Source organism: Carnobacterium gallinarum DSM 4847 (assembly GCF_000744375.1).
Lineage (GTDB): Bacteria > Bacillota > Bacilli > Lactobacillales > Carnobacteriaceae > Carnobacterium > Carnobacterium gallinarum.
In genome coordinates, this window is the sequence record NZ_JQLU01000005.1 from 2,442,629 (window position 1) to 2,463,567 (window position 20,939).

17 protein-coding genes and 1 CRISPR repeat array are annotated in these 20,939 nt (G+C 33.5%); of the genes, 16 read left to right on the forward strand and 1 reads right to left on the reverse strand.

Annotated elements, in window-relative coordinates; genetic code table 11:
- Positions 1-86: 86 nt before the first annotated feature.
- On the reverse strand, positions 87-842 hold the full coding sequence (locus tag BR43_RS16150) for a dihydrodipicolinate synthase family protein (RefSeq protein WP_245617878.1): 756 nt from the start codon (positions 840-842) through the stop codon (positions 87-89).
- Between the two features lie 360 nt (positions 843-1,202).
- On the opposite strand from BR43_RS16150, the gene BR43_RS16155 reads away from it, so the two are divergent.
- The 16 genes from BR43_RS16155 to cas13a all read left to right on the forward strand — a co-directional run bounded on the left by BR43_RS16155 (position 1,203) and on the right by cas13a (position 20,698).
- Positions 1,203-1,991, forward strand: coding sequence for an SDR family NAD(P)-dependent oxidoreductase (locus tag BR43_RS16155; protein WP_084679963.1), 789 nt, complete (start codon positions 1,203-1,205; stop codon positions 1,989-1,991).
- Between the two features lie 96 nt (positions 1,992-2,087).
- Positions 2,088-3,146 carry a glycosyltransferase gene (locus BR43_RS16160; protein WP_211252936.1) on the forward strand — a complete coding sequence of 353 codons (1,059 nt, stop codon included), beginning with the start codon at positions 2,088-2,090 and terminating at the stop codon, positions 3,144-3,146.
- Positions 3,139-3,780 carry a hypothetical protein gene (locus BR43_RS16165; protein WP_034563821.1) on the forward strand — a complete coding sequence of 214 codons (642 nt, stop codon included), beginning with the start codon at positions 3,139-3,141 and terminating at the stop codon, positions 3,778-3,780. The genes BR43_RS16160 and BR43_RS16165 overlap by 8 nt, the downstream gene beginning before the upstream one ends.
- Complete coding sequence (locus tag BR43_RS16170) at positions 3,752-5,023, forward strand: glycosyltransferase (protein WP_034563822.1); 1,272 nt, start codon at positions 3,752-3,754, stop codon at positions 5,021-5,023. Before BR43_RS16165 ends, BR43_RS16170 begins: the two co-directional genes overlap by 29 nt.
- Positions 5,024-5,037: 14 nt before the next feature.
- Positions 5,038-6,015 carry an NAD-dependent epimerase/dehydratase family protein gene (locus tag BR43_RS16175; protein WP_034563824.1) on the forward strand — a complete coding sequence of 326 codons (978 nt, stop codon included), beginning with the start codon at positions 5,038-5,040 and terminating at the stop codon, positions 6,013-6,015.
- Positions 5,990-6,790 (forward strand): MBL fold metallo-hydrolase, encoded by an 801-nt coding sequence (locus tag BR43_RS16180; RefSeq protein WP_034563827.1) that lies wholly within the window; start codon positions 5,990-5,992, stop codon positions 6,788-6,790. Before BR43_RS16175 ends, BR43_RS16180 begins: the two co-directional genes overlap by 26 nt.
- Positions 6,787-8,064, forward strand: a complete 1,278-nt coding sequence (locus tag BR43_RS16185) for a F390 synthetase-related protein (RefSeq protein WP_034563829.1) — start codon at positions 6,787-6,789, stop codon at positions 8,062-8,064. Before BR43_RS16180 ends, BR43_RS16185 begins: the two co-directional genes overlap by 4 nt.
- Positions 8,064-8,996, forward strand: a complete 933-nt coding sequence (locus BR43_RS16190) for a 3-oxoacyl-[acyl-carrier-protein] synthase III C-terminal domain-containing protein (RefSeq protein ID WP_034563832.1) — start codon at positions 8,064-8,066, stop codon at positions 8,994-8,996. The genes BR43_RS16185 and BR43_RS16190 overlap by 1 nt, the downstream gene beginning before the upstream one ends.
- A 277-nt stretch (positions 8,997-9,273) precedes the next feature.
- Positions 9,274-10,329 (forward strand): FecCD family ABC transporter permease, encoded by a 1,056-nt coding sequence (locus BR43_RS16195; RefSeq protein WP_034565303.1) that lies wholly within the window; start codon positions 9,274-9,276, stop codon positions 10,327-10,329.
- 3 nt (positions 10,330-10,332) lie between these two features.
- Positions 10,333-11,094 (forward strand): ABC transporter ATP-binding protein, encoded by a 762-nt coding sequence (locus tag BR43_RS16200; protein ID WP_034563835.1) that lies wholly within the window; start codon positions 10,333-10,335, stop codon positions 11,092-11,094.
- A 22-nt stretch (positions 11,095-11,116) separates the two neighbouring features.
- Positions 11,117-12,130 carry an ABC transporter substrate-binding protein gene (locus BR43_RS16205; protein WP_034563836.1) on the forward strand — a complete coding sequence of 338 codons (1,014 nt, stop codon included), beginning with the start codon at positions 11,117-11,119 and terminating at the stop codon, positions 12,128-12,130.
- An 18-nt stretch (positions 12,131-12,148) separates the two neighbouring features.
- On the forward strand, positions 12,149-13,171 hold the full coding sequence (locus tag BR43_RS16210) for an NAD(P)/FAD-dependent oxidoreductase (protein WP_034563838.1): 1,023 nt from the start codon (positions 12,149-12,151) through the stop codon (positions 13,169-13,171).
- Positions 13,172-13,322: 151 nt separating this feature from the next.
- The gene (locus BR43_RS16215) at positions 13,323-14,474 is read left to right on the forward strand and encodes a hypothetical protein (protein ID WP_034563840.1); all 1,152 of its coding nucleotides are present in this window, start codon (positions 13,323-13,325) and stop codon (positions 14,472-14,474) included.
- 183 nt (positions 14,475-14,657) lie between these two features.
- Positions 14,658-14,780 (forward strand): hypothetical protein, encoded by a 123-nt coding sequence (locus BR43_RS20645; protein WP_281173974.1) that lies wholly within the window; start codon positions 14,658-14,660, stop codon positions 14,778-14,780.
- A 504-nt stretch (positions 14,781-15,284) separates the two neighbouring features.
- Positions 15,285-16,447, forward strand: a protein-coding gene (locus BR43_RS16225; RefSeq protein ID WP_086956687.1) for an IS3 family transposase whose coding sequence is annotated in 2 segments (ribosomal slippage) — positions 15,285-15,561 and positions 15,561-16,447 — 1,164 coding nt in all. Because the reading frame shifts where the segments join, the coding sequence is not laid out codon by codon here.
- Positions 16,448-16,591: 144 nt separating this feature from the next.
- A CRISPR array of direct repeats spans positions 16,592-16,957; the repeat unit is 36 nt; unit sequence ATTAAAGACTACCCCTAAATGTAAGGGGACTATAAC.
- A gap of 246 nt (positions 16,958-17,203) precedes the next feature.
- Positions 17,204-20,698, forward strand: coding sequence for a type VI-A CRISPR-associated RNA-guided ribonuclease Cas13a (gene cas13a / locus BR43_RS16230; RefSeq protein ID WP_034563842.1), 3,495 nt, complete (start codon positions 17,204-17,206; stop codon positions 20,696-20,698).
- Positions 20,699-20,939 lie beyond the last annotated feature (241 nt).

Sequence of the window (20,939 nt, forward strand, 5' to 3'; positions counted from 1 at the left end):
CCTCCATTTTATTCATTAAATGAATTTCCTAATGGACTTCTAGGATCCCCCATTTTTAGATTTTCTTTTATGGATATCGCCTTTTTTTAGTTGGTTAAAGGACAATCCTTAAAAAGCTGATCCAGTTCAGCTTGCTTAGAGAATTCGCCATTAGAGCCATTCCTTAGAGCATTAAACCATTGTTCGACTTCTTGAGGATATAGATTTCCAGCAATAGAAGACAAGCGAGTAAATCCTAAATGAATTTTTTCTTTAAGTTCAATCTCTCCGCCTGCATAGACAGAAAATTTTCGACTAATGAATGAAAGCACATCAGGAATTCGATTTCGTTCTCCAGCTTCTTTAATCCCGATAATTGCTGGATTTTTTGCTAATTCAATCAAAGAATCTGTTGCTAAATTAAATCCTATGCGTTTGGGATTATTATAGAGAATAATTGGCTTCCCAAGGATGTTAGACAAAGTATTTACATAGCTCATAGCTTCTTTTTGACTTGGTAAAATGTAGGGAGGAAAGCCCAATAAAATTCCAGAAATTTTAGTTGATGAATGAATAGATTCTGCTAAAAGAATAGCTTCTTTTTGTCGAATACTTGCTACACCGAAGATAATTTCAAAATCTGGATGAAGTCTTGTTTCAGTTTCCAATGCAGTTAAAAGGGCAATCTTTTCGTCTACTGTTAAACTATGCTGTTCTCCTGTTGAACCACAAACTAAAACAGAATGAATACCATGATTTTGTAAATAAATAATGTGTTCAAGGGTATCGGTTATATTTAGTATTTCATCGTTGTAAAATGCTGTTGGAACAGCAATATGATAGTCATTTTTTAGATCATACATCAAAAATACTCCTTCTCATCAAAAATTAATCGTTAATCGTATTATATCCCGAAAAAATTCCAAAGAAAAGGACCGAATTAAGGTTAGTTTGTTTGATTTTTCATAATAATAAAAAAGTTTGCTAATTTTTTTATAAAACTTAGATTGAGTAGTGATATGACAGAGGCAATAGAAATTTTAGTTAAAGTTGTAATGTTTCGCTGACTTAGTTTAGAAATTTAAAATAATGGATTTATAGCATATAAATAAAGGCTTTTCTGCTCTTTATAAACGAGTAATCCTACTTTTCAGCTAGATTGACTTATTCTAAAAGTATTGAGATAATAAAAAACAAGTGATTTAGGATTGTGGAGATGAGGAGTGAAAGTGAGAAAAAAAGCTTTAGTTACTGGTGCAACTTCGGGGATAGGTAAGGCCTTGGCATATCAATTGGCTGAAGAGGGATATGAATTGATTTTGTTATCAAAAACACAGGAATCTTTATTCAAATTAAAACATGAACTAACTCAAAAATATACGATAGCTTGTTCAATTATTTGTTTAGATTTATCGAATCAATCAGAGCTGAAAAAATGGTTGGAACAGGAAATTGAACTAGATGTTCTTGTTAATTGTGCAGGTATTGGGAAAATAGGTGATTTTCAAACATTGAATTTGTCAGAAGAAGAAAAAATTATTCAAGTGAATGGAATAGCACCTTTTTTAATCACTAAAAAGTTTGCTCAACAATTTGTTCAGCAGGATAAAGGGTTAATTATTAATATCTGTTCTACAGCTTCTTTTTATCCTCATCCGTTTCTAACTGTATATGGTGCGACAAAGTCTTTTTTATTTAGCTATACATTAGGCTTAATGGAGGAGGTTAGACGGTATAGCAGCAATGTGAGAATACTTGCAATCTGTCCTGGTCCAACGAAAACACCTTTTTTTCAAAAAGAAACAAGAGCTAAAATGGCTCCTGATTTTTTATCACAACATTTTGAAATGACTCCTGAAACTGTAGCAAAGAAGATTATTCAACAATTTTATCTAAAAAAAAGCTATACAATTATTGGTTTTCAAAATAAATTAACCACTAGGCTGATTCAAGTCTTACCGGCTTTTTTGAAGGTAAGAATCGTAGGAAGATATATAAAGAAAGGGCTGTGAGCTAGAATGAGTGTATTTATTTTTTTCCTAATTCTTTTTTGGATCTTGTTTTTTGCCAGACTTTTGTTAGCCCGACGATTTTATAAAAAAGTAAAAATGAAGCAAGCGGAGCCAATTGATGAAGCAAACTATACAATTGTTCAACCAATTTTGTCTGGAGATATCCGTTTAGAAAAAGATTTAACGAGTAATCTGAAGAATACTCGGGAAATGCACTTTATTTGGTTGGTCGATAAAAGTGATTTGATTGCTCAGGAAACGACAGCGAGAATTTTAGTCAATGCTGCCTATCAAAAACGAGTTGAGATTCTGCTGGTAGAGGATGTCTCAGAACAAGTAAATCCTAAGGTTTATAAGCTAGCTCAAGCAGTTTCTATGGTAAATACGAAGTACTTGATTGTTTTAGATGATGATACAGTGATTGATTTTACTCAATTTAATGAAATGAGTAGGTATGAAAAAAGAAAAGAAGAATGGATTGTTACTGGAATTCCGTATAATCATGGACAGTATAACTTCTGGTCTAAATTAGTAGCGGCTTTTGTTAATAGCAATTCGTTACTGACCTATTTTACCTTAGCTGAAATCAAGCAGAATCACTCCATTAATGGCATGTTTTATATTGTTCCAACTGCAATTGTGCGGAAATATTCTATTTTTGAAGAAATTCAGTATCAATTATGTGATGATTTGGCAATTGCGACATATCTAAGTCAGAAAAACGTGACGATTATCCAAAGTAGTATTTTTTGTAATGTTCGTACAACCCTTACGAGTGGTACTCAGTATCTTCGTTTGATGAAGCGCTGGCTGTTATTCGCAACAATTTATCTGAAAAAAAATGCCTCTATTCAGTTGTATCTTCTCTTGGTTATTCCAACTTTATTTCCTTTTCTATTACTAGCGTGCAGCTTCTTTTTAGGATTTCCTTATTTTTTACTTACAGTAAGTATCTTCTTTTTAAAAGCTATTATTTTAACCTTTTTCCGAAGACGAGTTACTAGAAAATCTGAGGGATTGTCTGAAATAATCTATGAAGTTTTGAATGAGTGCTGTTTGCCACTTCTGTATATCTATAATCTCGTTACTCCGCCAGTCATTCTGTGGCGCAATAAAAAGATTCGTGTGACAGGTGATCGGATTCATTATGAGTAGATCATTTAATAAGTATCTCAAAAAATTACAAGAGTTGGAGACCAAGGATACGTTGGTTACAGGGAAAAAAGTGGTTTTACTGATTAGCGGTAGCAGTCATTATCAGCATGCTGAATTGTCAGAAATTCAAAAAAAATTTTTCACACAAGATTATTTTAACGGCTATCAAATCATTGATATGAATTTTCCTTATAATCAAAAATTTAAAGTGCAAGAAGCCCAGTTTCCTAGTTTATTTCAAGCAAGTCTTCAAAATATTGGTTATTTTTTTCATACAATTTGGAATCGGCGTTTTAAGCAAGAATTGATCAGGCATCTGGCGCCTGTGTTTAAGGCGGAAGAAGTGGTGATTATTAGTCAGAGTTCGGGGTTGAATATGTTGACTCAGGTGTTGGCAGATAGTTCATTTAATGCTGAAAAATGTCAGATTATTGCGTTGGGTCCAGTTTCTTATAAAAAGCTAGATCCTTCTGTGGCTAAGTGGACGGTAATAAAAGGTACAAAGGATTACTATTCAACGTTTTTAGATAGCCAACCAGTGGATTATCTGGTTTCGAGTAATCATTTTGATTATTTAGAAAATGGTGAAGTAGGGGAAATTATTTATGAAAGAATTCAAAAAAATCAAGATTGACTTAGTCGCCGTTCCATTTAGTGGGCATTTGTATCCATTGTTAGAACTGGCATCACCTTTTTTAGAAGATGAAAGATACGAAGTCCGAGTGATTACAGGTGTTCAAAAGATAGAGTTAGTTGAATTAAAAGGTTTTACTGTGGTTCCTTTGTTTCCAAATCAGCCTTTTATTATGGAAGAGATTGCGAATACAACGAAACAGATTAGTAGCTTAGGCATGTACAAACAGTTGCAACAAAATATGGCGATTATTCCTGAGGCAGTCCAGCAAATCAAGGATGCTCTAGAAGAAAATCAAACGGATATTGTCGTGGCTGATTTTATTGCGGCACCTGCAGGAATTGCTTGTCAGGAGCTAGCTATTCCGTGGATTACGACGATTCCAACACCATTTGCGATGGAGACTCGGAATGGGACACCGACTTATTTAGGTGGCTGGAAAAAGAAAAACCAGCGTTTGTTTAAACTACGAGATGCCGTTGGTCGAAAAATAGTCCGCTTTTTTACAAGATTTGTTTACTTCTTAGTTCGTACTAAATTAAAAGACTTTAATTTTCAATTATACAACGAGAAGGGGGAAGAACAAATCTATTCACCTTATTCAATCTTAGGGTTGGGAATGGAGGAGCTTGAATGGAATGTTGATTTTCCAGAGCAATTTAAATGGGCGGGACCATGCTGTGCCTCATTAGAATCAGAACAGTTTGTCTTTGAAGATACAGGTGAGTTTGAAAAAAAAATCTTACTTACGATTGGGACTCATTTGCTTTGGGGAAAAGATTTTTTAATTGAATTAGCTCAAACCTTAAGTGCAGACTATCCAAATTTTCACTTTATTCTTTCGATGGGAAACAGTCAAGAGCGGCATAAAAAGCCAACGAAAGTGAAGGGAAATATTACCGTCTATGCCTATCTGCCTTATACTGAAACGATTGAAAAAGTCGATTATGTGATTCATCATGGTGGAGCGGGAATTCTCTATAATTGTATAAAGTTTAAAAAGCCAGCGCTAATTATTCCCCATGATTATGATCAATTTGATTATGCAGTTAGAGCGGAATGGGCTGGTATTGGAATTGTTGCAAAAAAAAGAAAACTAAATCAGATTCGTAAAAAATTCATTGACTTAATTGAAACAGCTCAATGGCCTGAATTAGAAAAATGCCAACAAGACTTCAAACAATATCATCCGAGCCAATTATTGGAAAGTGAAATTCAACGAATCTTATTAACGACAGAATAAAAGGACTGCTGATAATGAAAATATTCGTAACAGGGGCAACAGGTTTTTTAGGGAAATACATTTTAGAAGAGTTAGCAGCTTCAGGGTATGAAGTAGTCGCTTTTGGACGCAATGCTACAGTAGGGAAACAATTAATTAGTGAGAAGGTCACCTTTATTCAAGGGGACTTTACGAACTTGTCTGAAATCAGAGCTGCTGCTAAAGGTGTTGATGGGATTGTTCATGCAGGAGCCTTGTCAACAGTCTGGGGGAAATGGACTGATTTTTATCAGATAAATGTTGTGGGAACGGAAAATATATTGAAAGTATGTGAAGAAAATCAGGTGAAGCGCCTTGTATTTATTTCTTCTCCAAGTATTTATGCAGGTCCGAAACATCAATTTGATATCAGAGAAGAAGAAGCACCGGAAAAAAATGAGCTGAATAATTATATTAAAAGTAAATTACTAGCAGAAGCTAAAATTCGTGAAAAAAGTCAGCTGAATAGTGTTATTATTCGACCGAGAGGCTTGTTTGGCATTGGGGATACGAGCATTATTCCCAGATTGTTAAAGGTGAATAAAAAAATAGGGATGCCTTTATTCGATGGCGGGGAACAATTAGTTGATGTTACCTGTGTTGAAAATGTTGCATTTGCCATTCGTTTAGGTCTGGAAAGTCCACAAGCAGTAGGAAATACGTATAATATTACTAACGGTGAACCAAGACCTTTTAAGCAAATATTGGATCAAATGTTAGCTGAAATTGGGACGCCTGCAAGATATATTCGCCTAAACTATTCATTTATGTTGTTGGTTGCAAGTAGCTTAGAAGCGAGCTACGATTTTTTTAATAGCGGAAAAGAACCAATCTTTACGAAATATACATTATTTTTATTAAAGTATAGTCAAACGTTAAGTATTGAAAAAGCTAAAAATGAGTTAGGGTATTATCCTAAGCTAAGCTTAGATGAAGGGATAAAAAAATATGCAGAAGATTATCGAAAAAATTGAGTATTTTGCTTGCGGATATTGTGTTAACTATAAAGCGACACTATTTAAGAACACACAGAAAGAAAAAATGATTTTTCCAGCTGGTGTTTTTTTATTCAAACACCCTAAGGAAGGATATATCTTATATGATACAGGTTACTCCACTCAGCTTTATCAAAAAAAGTTGATTTATCGACTTTATTGCCGCATCAATCCCACTTATATTACAGAAGAGGAAACGATTGATCAACAATTAAAAAAAGTTGGTATTGAGGTAGATGAGATTAAAATAGTTATTTTATCTCATTTGCATCCAGATCATATTGGCGCAGTAAAAAGGTTTCCTAATGCTAGAATCCTCTTGTCTAATGATGCTTATCAAAGCTTCGTGAAACCTAAATTAACTGATATTATCTTCTCTGATTTTCTACCAGAAAATTTTGGTGATAGAGTCGAAATTATCCAACCGAATCAGCTAAATGAAGGATTTCTGTATAAAGAGACGATGGATTTATTTGGTGATGGGAGTTTATTGCTAGCCTCTTTTGATGGACATGCAAAAGGGCAACTTTGTTTGTATTTTCCAGAATATCGTTTGTTTATTGGAGCGGATATTTGTTGGGGGATTGATCTAATCCCATTGACAGAAAGAATTAAATGGCTTCCGGTTCGTTTGCAAAATAATAAAAAAGCTTATTTTGAAAGTATTGCACTTTTAAAGCGCATCATGGCAGATGGCATTCAAGTCGCAGTGAGTCATGATCCTGAAGAAAGGGTAAGGGATATTCTAAAATGAAAAAATTTAAATTTATGACGACATTTATTCAAACGCGTTGGCTGAGAACGTTTCAAACGGAACAAAAAGTAAAGGCTTATCAAGAAAAAAAGATTGCAGAACAAATGAAGTACATGAAGAAACATTCACCTTTTTTTAGTCGATGGAATGAAGTTACGCTTCCAACCATGGATAAAAATTTTATGATGACCCATTTTGATGAACTGAATACAGTTGGGCTGAAAAAGGAAGAGGCGCTAGCAATTGCGCTGATGAGTGAAGAAACGCGAGAATTTGAAGAAACGATTGGGGATATTTCGGTAGGCTTATCTTCTGGAACTTCAGGACATCGTGGATTATTTGTTACGAGCCAAACCGAGCAGGCGATTTGGGCGGGAACGATGTTAGCTAAAATGCTTCCAGAAAAACAACTTCTTCATCATAAATTAGCTTTTTTTCTAAGAGCCGATAATAATTTGTATCAAACCATCAATTCTAAAGTGATTCAATTGACTTATTTTGACATGTATCAAAGTATGATCCAACACATTCTGACATTAAACGAGTATCAACCAAGTATTCTGATTGCCCCGGCTTCAGTTTTGGTGGAACTTGGGAAAGCAGTTGAAGCTGGAAATCTTTCCATCAATCCAATCAAAGTGATTTCAGTTGCTGAAATTTTAGAAGAGCGAGATAAAACGTATTTAAAAAAAGTTTTTCAACAAAATGTAATTCACCAAGTCTATCAATGTACCGAAGGCTTTTTAGGTTGTACGTGTAGCCATGGAACGCTTCATTTGAATGAAGATCTTGTTAAAATTGATCGGGAGTATTTAGATGATCGCCGATTTTATCCGATTATTACTGATTTTACCCGAACCTCTCAGCCAATTATAAACTATCGCTTAAACGATATCTTAGTGCTTTCTCAAGAACGTTGTCCTTGTGGTTCGGCTTTTCAAGCAATTGAAAAAATTGAAGGGCGCTCAGATGATATTTTTGTATTTAAAGGAAAAAAACAAGCTGAAATCCGGGTTTTCCCTGATTTTATTCGCAGATGTATCTTATTTGTTCCTAATATAAGAGAATATCAAGTCATTCAAAGGTCCCCGCATCAGATTGAGATTCATATTAATGATGTTACAACAGAACAGCGGGAACAGATGACAACTGAGTTTTCAAAATTAGCTGAAGATTTAGAATTTGAGGATCCGACCTTACTCTTTGTACCCTATGGAAATGAATTTAATAAAAAGTTAAAACGAATTAGCCGAATTAAATTGGAGGAAAAATAATGAATCAGATCGAAATAAAAGGATATGGAACGGCTTTACCTGCGGAGTCAATTACGTTGAATGACCAAACGAGATATCGAGTAAGTGGAGAAGAAACACAGTTGACGTTGGCGGTTGAAGCTTGCATAGCTGCGCTAGCAAAAGCCCAGCTGTCTATTGAAGACATTGATTGTATTGTGTCAGCGAGTGCTGTACCAGTTCAACCAATTCCGTGTACGGCTGCATTGATTCATGAAAGAATTGCGATGGGATCCGATATTCCAGCAGTAGATATTAATACAACCTGTACAAGTTTTGTAACAGCTTTGGATACTTTTTCTTATCTTATTGACGCAGGACGTTATGAGAAGGTGTTGATTGTCTCTAGTGAAGTTGGTTCATTAGGCTTGAATCCTAAACAAAAAGAAAGCTATGAATTATTTAGTGATGGAGCAGCGGCGTTTGTATTATCAAAGAGTTCAAATAGTAAAAAGGGTGTTATTTATGGGATGCAACGAACTTGGTCTGAAGGAGCGCATGCTACTGAAATCCGTGGGGGATTAACTAATTTATTGCCTAGATTTTATACAGAAGAAACTCATGATGAGTATTTATTCGATATGAAAGGGAAGCAGATTTTGTCATTAGTGATTAAAAAATTGCCTAAAATGATGGAAGATTTTTATGCTGAAAGTCAGTTATCTATTGATGAAGTTGACTTTGTCATCCCGCATCAAGCGAGTCGGGCAATGCCATTAATTATGAAGAAAATAAACATTCCAGAACACAAGTTTTCTAATCTACTTGTTGATTATGGAAATATGGTGTCAGCTTCGATCCCATTTTCCTTGTGTAAAGCTTTAGATAGTGGACAGGTTAAAGAGAATGATGTCGTTGTTTTAATTGGAACGGCTGCGGGAATGACAACGAATATCTTGGCAATAAGGCTATAATTTTAATAACGTTAATCGTTTTATGTAGGTATAGTTAAGAAATAAAAATTAAATTAGAAATAGAAATCCAATTTGTTGAGAAAGGGATTTCTATTTTTTTATTCTTTTTGAGAGAGCAGATTAAAGAAATACATTGCGCATCAGTTATTTTGATGATACTATAATTGAGAATGAGAATCGTTATCAATTGAAAAAGAGCTGATTTTAACGACGTGCATCATCAATTTATTAAGGTAGGAGGGATCATTTTTTGGAAGTTGATCTTAAGTTAAAAAGAATCAAGAAAGGATTATTTTCTCGAAATACGCTTACTATAGCTTTGATTGTTATTTTTTTATTTTCAATTATTTTTTCATTAGGCAATGGGCAGGCAGATATTTCGTTAACGGATATTTTTCAGATTCTTGTTTTTAAAGTTTCAAATGGCTTGGTTGGAAGTCTGGAAGGTATTAATCAAGGTGGAGTCAATATTATTTGGTTTGTTCGTACGCCACGAGTTCTTATGTCTATTTTTGTTGGTTTGGGTTTGGCAACTAGTGGAGTTGTGATGCAGGCGGTTGTGCAAAATCCATTAGCTGATCCATATATATTAGGGATTTCGTCAGGTGCCTCTCTAGGTGCAACTTTTGCAATTATGGTTGGCTTCGGTTCAGCAAGTATTTTCTCACAACTGAATTTATCGTTTACAGCCTTTTTAGGCGCATTATTGGCGACTTTTTTAGTACTAGGTCTTTCTAACATTGGCGGCAGAATGACTTCGACGAAATTAGTTCTATCGGGAACAGTCATTAACTCTATTTTAGGTGCATTTTCTAGTCTAATTGTTTTTCTGGCGAATAATGCAGAAGGAATGAAAAGTGTTACCTTTTGGTCAATGGGAAGTTTAGCTTCAGCAAATTGGTCAAAATTACCACTAGTAGCTACGATTTCATTGCTTATTTTTGGCTTTTTTGCAACTCAGTTTCGCGTACTAAATACGATGTTGTTGGGGGAGGAAGCGGCAATGACATTGGGCATCTCACTAGGACGATATCGTCGGATTTATATGGTGATAGCGGCATTATTAACGGCTTTAATCGTAGCTAATTCTGGTATGATTGGCTTTGTTGGTTTGATTATTCCACATATTGCGCGGGGAATCTATGGTTCAGATCACAAAAAATTAGTCCCTATCTGTGGTTTTTTGGGAGCGTTATTTTTAGTTTGGACGGACTTACTCTCACGGATCATTCTACCGAATACAGATTTGCCAATTGGAATCTTAACAGCTATTATTGGGGCACCTACTTTTATTTATATTATTGTGAAACGTGAGTATCGATTTGGAGGGTGAAGAATGAGTTTAGATGTTCAAAATTTAAGTATAAAGCTTGGCAAAAAGCAGATTATTCAAGATCTATCCCTCTCCATGAACACCAATCAATTTGTTGGGATTATTGGAGCCAATGGAAGCGGAAAATCGACCTTACTAAAATCAATTTATAAAAGTTTAAAGCCTGAATCAGGGACTATTTATTATAATAAATTAGATATTTTGGATTCTTCAGCAAAGATTGTTTCACAAAAATTGGGAGTTGTTAGTCAATTCAATGAGTTGAGTTTTGATTTAACCGTTTTTCAGATGGTGTTACTTGGTCGAACGCCACATAAAAAATTATTAGAATCGGATACAGCAGAAGATTTAGCCATTGTTGAACGAGCATTAGCTGAAATGAATTTAACGACATATCGGGATGAAAGTTTTTTAGCCTTATCAGGTGGCGAAAAGCAACGTGTAATTCTAGCTCGTGCGTTGACCCAACAACCAGAGTTTTTGATTCTTGATGAGCCAACCAATCATTTGGATATTCGGTATCAATTAGAATTAATGGAACGAGTGAAAAATCTTGGAATTGGTGTTTGTGCGGCATTGCACGATTTAGATTTGGCTGTTGCATATTGTGATTATCTGTATGCTATGAAAGATGGGCAAATTATTGCTGAAGGAACCCCTGAGAAGTTATTTACTGAAAGTTTAGTAGAGGAGCTTTATGGGATAAAATGTTCCCTATTTAAAAATCCACTAACAAATAAATTAGCGTTTCATTATTATGTATAAATTAAAAGGAGTCGATGATAAAATGAAAAAAATTATTGGCAGTGTATTTGCTGTTATAGTACTTATTTTCCTGACAGCATGTGGGGGAAATGAAACCCAACAAGAAACAAAGGATACCACTGCAAGTAATTACCCTGTGACTATTGGGAATTATAGTAAAGCGGAAGGTGCTACAGAATGGCAGAAAAAAGAGCAAACCTTTAAAAAAATGCCTGAACGAGTTTTGGTGAATACGAGACCGGCAGCAGAGTTGATGCTACGTCTTGGATTAGACAAACAAATTGCAGGTGTTGGAGCTACATTTGGCATTGCAGATGAGTTGGTTGCAAAGCAATTTGATCAACTAAATCATCTTGGAGATAGTTATATTAGTAAGGAAGTTGCTTTAAGTGTTGATCCAGATATGATATATGGTCGTGGTAGTTTATTTGAAAATGAAGAATGGGGTAATGGAACAGTAGATTCTATTAATGAAATGGGCATTCCAACGTATGTTGTTGAAACGTCAATTCCCGGAGCTACCTTTAATTCAGTTTATAAAGATATTGAAAATCTAGGTCAAATTTTTAATGTACCAGATGAAGCTGAAAAATTTACTAAAGAGCTAAAAGAACGACAAGCGAAACTAAATAAAAAAGTAGCCGATATAAAGAAAGAACAAACTTTTGCATATTTGCATATGAATGAACCAACAGAAGTTTTAGTGTATTCGGCATATGGTGAAAGTTTTTTCAATGATGCATTTGCTACTATTAAGTTGAATAATGCTTTTAAAGACATTAAAGGAGATGTGTCGATTGAGACCTTGATTGAAACAGATCCAGATGTCTTAATAGTACCAGATTGGTCTACCTATAAAGATGGCGTGAAAAAAGAAGACATGATTCGTGCCATTTTAGAAAATAAAAAACTAGCTAGTATGAAAGCTATTAAAAATAAGCAGGTTTATGCGGTAGATTACAATTATATGTTTGGATACGGGTATCAATCCTTAACAGGAATGGAACTATTAGCCACAGAATTATATGGAAAATAAAGAATTGGGGGAAAGTATATGAAGCAAGCATTAGTAGATGTAGTGATTATTGGTGGGGGACCAGCTGGTTTGTATGCTTCTTTTTATGGCGGATTAAGGGATTTAAAAGTTACAGTATTAGAGGCTCAAGAGAATTTAGGTGGGAAATTAAACTTTTATCCGCAAAAATTTGTTTGGGATGTTGGAGGAATGGCAGGAACAAAAGGTGAGGAAATCTGTCAAAATTTAATTCAGCAAGGAATGTTATTTGGGGCGACTATTTATACAAATAGTCCGGCTATTGGTCTGACTAAAAGTGAGAATCTTTTTTATGTAGAAGATCAACAAGGCCGGATTCACCCCTGTCGAACAGTATTGTTAGCAATTGGAGGTGGAATTATTTCTCCTAAAAAGTTAACTATCCCTATTTCAAAAATAGTTAGTAAAAACCTACACTATACCTTTCCAAAGCATAAAGCGATTCAGAAAAAGAGGGTCTTTGTCTCTGGTGGTGGTGACGCAGCGATTGATTATGCTAATGAATGTTTGGAATTAGCTAAAGAGGTAACCTTAGTCTATCGTGGCGAAAAAATCAAAGCTCATGAAGCTTCTTTAGCTAGTTTTATTGCTGGTGGAGGCAAGGTGAGACTGAATACAGTGATTGTAGATGTACAGGAAGGGACTAAAAGTGAATTAGAAGTTAGCTTGAACTGTCAAGGAAAGACTGAAAAGTTAGCTGCGGATCACCTGCTGATTCAGCATGGATATGACTACAATAGTGCCTTTTTGGATGGTGTGCCTTTTGAATTTTTAAAAGAACAAGATTATTATTTAAAATGTCTTGAGCCTACCCAAACAAATATTCCTGGTATATTTGCAGCAGGGGATAGTCAATCTTATGCAGGAAAATTGTATTTATTAGCGGGAGCTTTTCAGGATGGTGCTAACAGCATCAATCAGATTAAACAGTATTTGGAGCCTAAAAGTTATGGACAAGCCATGGTTTCATCACATAATGACAAGTTTAATGAAATGAATCATGAATTATTATGGACTGAGTAGTGGTTAAGGAAGGAGTAAGAATGGTCTTCACATGACGTTCTTACTCTTTTTTGTTTGTAATCAATGAAATTAACTAAAGATGCTTCTAAAATAGTTTGATTTTTACAAAAATTGTGATAGTCTAACGATATACTTTTTAAGGAGTTGTCCAATGGAAAGAATCATAAATCAAAGCTTGGCTTTAGGAATTCCGTTGTTTTTATTTTTTATGGATTTTTATTTAGCATGTAGTCTTTATATACTAGCTTACAGCGGGTGGATTGTTTTTAATAGACGTTTAGTTATTCTTCAGCATTTAAAGAAAGTGAGAAATGAGCGTGGAAAGATTAAAAATCTAGACTATCATTTTATTACAGATGATGCGAATGTGCTGGATCGGATAAGTCGACAAAATTTATTTGAAGGGTTAACTGTATCTACTTTTTTCACGTATTTTATTGGGCTACTGGATGTTTTTGCTATTCAATACCTACTCAATGAAGCATCTCAAAGTCAAGAAGATTCACCCTTTATCTTTTTTGGATTAGCAGTACTCATTTTTATCGCTTTTATTGGTCAATTTTTATCGTTTGCATTTAAACATACGACTCTCATTTATTGTTTAATTCCCATTGTATCTGCTGTTATTTTTGGAATAGCAAGATATTCTAATGCAGATTCAATTTTATCTAAGTTGCCGCTATATGGCAGTTTTATCGTTTATTTAATGATATCTTTGACCCTCTATTTACTCATTACGTTTTTATATCCTGTTTTTATTCTACGAAATTTAAATGCGACGACGGTTATTATTGGTTCAATCCTGACCTTGATTGTAACGATTTTTGGTTATTTTGTCTCAGAGTATTTGACTCAAGAAATTGTTATAAATTTAAATCGATTTGGTATGGAAGGATTATTGCCTCAAAATGCTAAAAGTTTTTTATCAGACAATAAGGAGTTCGCCGAATTAAGTACGCGCTTTTTTGAAAGAGAGAAAAAAATTATAGTCAATCGATATATCGGAATTGTTTCATCTGGAATAACCTTATCTTTTGTATTAGGTGGATTGTTAGTGACACGAAAGCTAACAAATGCTAAGAAAAAAGCTAAGAAAATCTATCGAAATAAAATTAGTCATGGCAGATTTAATTATCAAGATATCAAAGAATGTGGCTATTATGGTGGCGAAGAATATGAAAATTTGTTGTTAACTAATCCAGTAACTTTAGCTATGATTCTTCAAGAAGAAGGAGACTTGATTATCCCTAAACTGACAATCAATCAGCGCATAAAAACCTTTTTTTCTAGGAAAAAAAGGTGACAGGTTACGTGTAGATACCTCTATTTAGAAGAGAAAGTAATAACAGTTTGGCTGGATAGAAGTTGGCCGAATATTTATCGTCCAGCATTTTCCATTGTCTTCAATAGAGCAAATAAGTAAAGTTACTAATTTACTAGTAAGTAAGGCATCCTTAATAAGTCATTTAACCACTTTATTTAGAATATGAATATGCCCAATGAAGCCAATTTAAAGGCAACATATCCCTATATTGTTAAAGCTGTTAGTAATGGTGGAAATAGTACAGATGTGAGTATTGCCATTACCGTGAAAACTGTGAACTGCTGAAATAACTGAGTTAGAAGTTCCAAGTGCTGCACCAGAACGGAAATTAGGAGGCTTATTTAATTCGATGTATTATCAAGTGGAGAATAAAATCAGTTATATTATGTCGTTGTGATTAGGCACAAGAACTATGAGTCTGGGAATCTAGGATTGTAGCTTAATTAAATAAGTAACAAGTTAGAGATAAGATTTATGTAGAGTCATGGTTCTATGTAGATCTTATTTTTTGAGATAGTGGGTGTTTGTTGGCAGATTTTTGGACAAGGAAAAATGCGGTTGAAGGGTTGGGACATATGTGTTATGGTAGATAGGTATTAAAGACTACCCCTAAATGTAAGGGGACTATAACGAATGAAGAGGGGAGGCTCGTTCGACTTAGATTAAAGACTACCCCTAAATGTAAGGGGACTATAACAACAATTGCATTAACTATGGATAGGCTACAATTAACTAGACAGAAAAATTAAGGTGTGTAGACTAGAAGAAAACATACCAGGAGGAATTTTTATGTCTAAGAGAACACGAAGAACTTTTTCACAAGAATTCAAGCAACAAATCGTCAATCTTTACTTAGCTGGAAAGCCACGTGTAGAAATCATTCGAGAATATGAACTAACGGCTTCAGCATTTGACAAATGGGTAAAGCAATCTAAAACGAGTGGTTCATTCAAAGAAAAAGATAATCTTACGCCTGAACAAAAAGAATTGTTAGAACTACGTAAAAGAAACCAGCAATTAGAAATGGAAAATGATATTTTAAAGCAAGCAGCGCTGATATTCGGACGAAGAGACAAGTAATCGATGCGAATAAGCATCTTTACCCTATATCAGCGATGTGCAGAATATTAGGTCTATCACGTCAGTCCTATTATTATCAATCAAAACCAAAGAAAGATGAATCAGAACTTGAAGAAGTAGTCGCTGAAGAATTTATCCGCAGCCGAAAGGCCTACGGCTCAAGAAAAATAAAAAAAGCCTTATCAAAACGAGGCATTCAGATCAGCCGACGAAAAATTAGTAGAATCATGAAAAATAGAGGATTAAAATCGAGCTATACTGTTGCTTATTTTAAAGTACATCATTCTACTTGCAATGAAGCCAAAACGACAAACGTATTGAATCGTAAATTCTTAAGAGACAACCCATTAGAAGCGATCGTAACAGACTTGACTTATGTACGAGTCGGGAAAAAATGGAATTATGTCTGTTTCATTTTGGATCTGTTCAATCGAGAAATTCTCGGCTATTCTTGTGGAGAACATAAAGATGCCGTTCTAGTAAAAAAAGCATTTAGCCGTATCAAACAACCTCTGACAGAGGTTGAGATTTTTCATACTGATCGTGGAAAAGAGTTTGATAACCAAGCTATTGATGAATTATTAACAACTTTTGATATCAATCGATCATTAAGTCATAAAGGCTGTCCTTTTGATAATGCCGTAGCTGAATCAACTTATAAGTCGTTGAAAGTAGAATTTGTCTATCAATACACATTTGAAACCTTACAACAATTGGATTTGGAGTTATTTGACTATGTCAATTGGTGGAACCACCTTCGGTTGCACGGTACACTTGGCTACGAGACACCGGTTGGTTACCGTAACCAGAGATTGGCGCAGCGAATCCTTGATAATGAGCTCGGATGTGCTAACGCTAGCGAGGCAGTCTAACTTTAACTGTTAGCTCCTGCCGAAGATCGTCACATCCGAGGAGGCTCATTGTCAAGGACAATCGGAATAGCATACGGAAAGAAGTTCTGCACCTTATAAAATTTGTCAAAAAAACTGTTGCCATTCCACTAGCTTAGTTGCTTTATTAAAGACTACCCCTAAATGTAAGGGGACTATAACTCTATCAGTAGACTATCCACGTCTCTAACTATTAAAGACTACCCCTAAATGTAAGGGGACTATAACCATCCATTAATTCTTTATAAGCTTCTTCTAATTAAAGACTACCCCTAAATGTAAGGGGACTATAACAGGACTTAAAATATATGTATTCTAGTTCTGATTAAAGACTACCCCTAAATGTAAGGGGACTATAACTCCTCAATGCTTTTATTTTGAGCGTTCGCTATTAAAGACTACCCCTAAATGTAAGGGGACTATAACTACCGACTAGAGAACTCTTTAGTCACTTGAATTAAAGACTACCCCTAAATGTAAGGGGACTATAACTGCTTTTGTTAAATTGATTATTGGGTCTTCATTAAAGACTACCCCTAGTAAAAAATAGTTATAATTTGTGAGTCATAGACATACTAAGGGAGAATTGAAACTTAAATTTGTATCTGATTATTTTAGGAATTAAACTAAAATAATTCAGATGCTTTTTTATTTTTTTGAAAATGATAATTTTTGATAATAATATTGTTATATATGGTAGAATTAAATAGTAATAGATGAATTTTAGGGGGAAGAGATATGAGAATGACGAAAGTTAAAATTAATGGTAGTCCGGTTAGTATGAACCGAAGTAAGCTAAATGGTCATTTAGTTTGGAATGGGACTACAAATACAGTAAATATATTAACTAAAAAAGAACAATCTTTTGCGGCTAGTTTTTTGAATAAAACATTAGTGAAAGCAGATCAAGTTAAAGGTTATAAGGTTTTGGCAGAAAATATTTTTATTATTTTTGAACAGCTAGAAAAATCAAATTCTGAGAAACCTTCTGTATATTTAAATAACATAAGACGTCTAAAAGAAGCTGGATTAAAACGTTTTTTTAAATCAAAATATCATGAGGAAATTAAGTATACCTCGGAAAAAAATCAATCTGTCCCAACTAAATTAAATTTGATTCCATTATTTTTTAATGCAGTTGATCGGATTCAAGAGGATAAATTTGATGAAAAAAATTGGAGTTATTTTTGTAAAGAGATGTCGCCTTATTTGGATTACAAAAAAAGCTATTTAAATCGAAAAAAAGAGATATTAGCTAATAGTATTCAACAAAATAGAGGTTTCTCTATGCCAACGGCAGAGGAACCAAACTTACTTTCAAAGCGAAAACAACTATTTCAACAATGGGCAATGAAATTTCAAGAGAGTCCTCTGATTCAACAAAATAATTTCGCTGTAGAACAATTTAATAAAGAATTTGCAAATAAAATAAATGAATTAGCAGCTGTCTATAATGTTGATGAATTATGCACAGCTATTACCGAAAAGCTTATGAATTTTGATAAAGATAAATCCAATAAAACTAGAAACTTTGAGATTAAAAAATTATGGAAACAGCATCCACATAATAAAGACAAAGCATTGATTAAGTTATTTAATCAAGAGGGGAATGAAGCACTGAATCAATTTAATATTGAGTTAGGGAAGTATTTTGAACATTATTTTCCTAAAACAGGCAAAAAAGAATCTGCTGAAAGCTATTATTTAAATCCTCAAACCATTATTAAAACAGTGGGGTATCAATTGAGAAATGCTTTTGTGCAATATTTATTGCAAGTTGGTAAGTTGCATCAATATAACAAAGGTGTATTGGATTCTCAAACGTTACAAGAAATTGGAATGTATGAAGGCTTTCAGACGAAGTTTATGGATGCTTGTGTGTTTGCTTCAAGTAGTTTAAGAAATATCATACAGGCAACTACAAATGAAGATATTTTAACGAGGGAAAAGTTTAAAAAAGAATTAGAGAAAAATGTAGAGCTAAAACATGACTTGTTCTTTAAAACGGAAATAGTGGAAGAACGTGATGAAAATCCTGCAAAGAAAATTGCAATGACACCGAACGAATTGGATTTATGGGCTATACGTGGTGCTGTTCAACGTGTGAGAAATCAAATCTTCCATCAACAAATTAATAAACGTCATGAGCCAAACCAACTAAAAGTAGGAAGTTTTGAAAATGGAGATTTAGGTAATGTAAGTTATCAAAAAACGATTTATCAAAAGTTATTCGATGCTGAAATTAAGGATATTGAAATTTATTTTGCTGAAAAGATTAAAAGTAGTGGTGCGCTAGAGCAGTATTCAATGAAGGACTTAGAAAAATTATTTTCAAATAAGGAGTTAACATTATCTTTAGGTGGACAAGTTGTTGCTTTTGCACCAAGCTATAAAAAACTCTATAAACAAGGCTATTTCTATCAAAATGAAAAAACGATTGAGTTAGAGCAATTTACGGATTATGATTTTTCTAATGATGTTTTTAAAGCTAACTATTATTTAATCAAGTTGATTTACCATTATGTTTTTTTACCACAATTTTCACAGGCTAACAATAAGCTGTTTAAAGATACCGTTCATTATGTCATTCAACAAAATAAAGAATTAAATACCACAGAAAAAGATAAAAAAAATAATAAAAAAATTCGTAAATATGCATTTGAGCAAGTAAAGTTAATGAAAAATGAATCTCCTGAAAAATACATGCAGTATCTACAAAGAGAAATGCAGGAGGAACGAACAATTAAAGAAGCAAAGAAAACAAATGAAGAGAAGCCAAATTATAATTTTGAAAAATTATTAATTCAAATCTTTATTAAAGGATTTGATACATTTTTAAGAAATTTTGATTTAAATTTGAATCCTGCTGAGGAACTTGTAGGAACCGTAAAAGAAAAAGCCGAGGGTCTAAGGAAGCGAAAAGAACGGATTGCTAAAATTTTAAATGTTGATGAACAGATAAAAACTGGTGATGAAGAAATCGCTTTTTGGATTTTTGCTAAGTTGTTAGATGCACGACATTTAAGTGAATTAAGAAATGAAATGATTAAATTTAAACAATCTTCAGTAAAAAAAGGGTTGATTAAAAATGGTGATTTAATTGAGCAAATGCAACCTATTTTAGAATTATGTATTTTAAGTAATGATTCAGAATCAATGGAAAAGGAATCCTTTGATAAAATCGAGGTATTTTTAGAAAAAGTTGAGTTAGCTAAAAATGAACCTTATATGCAAGAAGATAAGTTGACTCCAGTTAAATTTAGATTTATGAAACAATTAGAAAAATACCAAACGAGGAATTTTATTGAGAACTTAGTAATAGAAAATCCTGAATTTAAAGTTTCGGAAAAAATTGTGTTAAACTGGCACGAAGAAAAAGAAAAAATTGCTGATTTGGTAGATAAGCGCACAAAACTACATGAAGAGTGGGCATCTAAGGCAAGAGAAATTGAGGAATATAATGAAAAAATTAAAAAAAATAAATCCAAAAAACTTGATAAACCAGCTGAATTTGCAAAATTTGCAGAGTATAAAATAATTTGTGAGGCCATTGAAAATTTTAATAGGTTAGACCATAAAGTTCGATTAACGTATTTGAAAAATTTACATTATCTAATGATTGATTTGATGGGGAGAATGGTTGGATTTTCTGTTTTATTTGAGCGAGATTTTGTGTATATGGGACGAAGCTATAGTGCCTTGAAGAAACAATCAATTTATTTGAATGACTATGATACTTTTGCAAATATCAGAGACTGGGAAGTGAATGAAAATAAGCATTTATTTGGAACTTCCTCATCTGATTTAACTTTTCAAGAAACAGCTGAATTTAAAAATTTAAAGAAACCAATGGAAAATCAATTGAAAGCATTACTTGGAGTGACCAATCATTCGTTTGAAATTCGGAATAATATTGCTCATTTACATGTTTTGAGAAATGATGGAAAAGGAGAAGGCGTTAGTTTATTAAGTTGTATGAATGATTTAAGGAAATTAATGTCCTATGATCGTAAATTAAAAAATGCGGTCACAAAAGCGATAATTAAAATTCTTGATAAACATGGAATGATATTAAAATTGACAAATAATGATCATACGAAACCCTTTGAAATAGAATCTTTAAAGCCAAAGAAAATTATTCATTTAGAGAAATCAAATCATTCATTTCCAATGGATCAAGTTTCCCAAGAATATTGTGACTTAGTTAAAAAAATGTTGGTATTTACAAATTAACTATGTTATTATTTAAGTGCAACCCCTTTTTATCTTATAAATTTGAGACCAATGTGTTTTAAATTTATTGAAAAGAGGAGCAAAAAGAATGAAAACTAAATTTACTGTTAAAGGTTTAAAGAAGTTTGTGCGCGAACATCCAGAGGTGTTTGTACAAATCATGCTTTGGGTTGTAGATCGACTGTTCTTTTAAGAACAGTCTTTTTTGTCCGTATTTTTCCAAAGAAAAACGAGCTTGAAC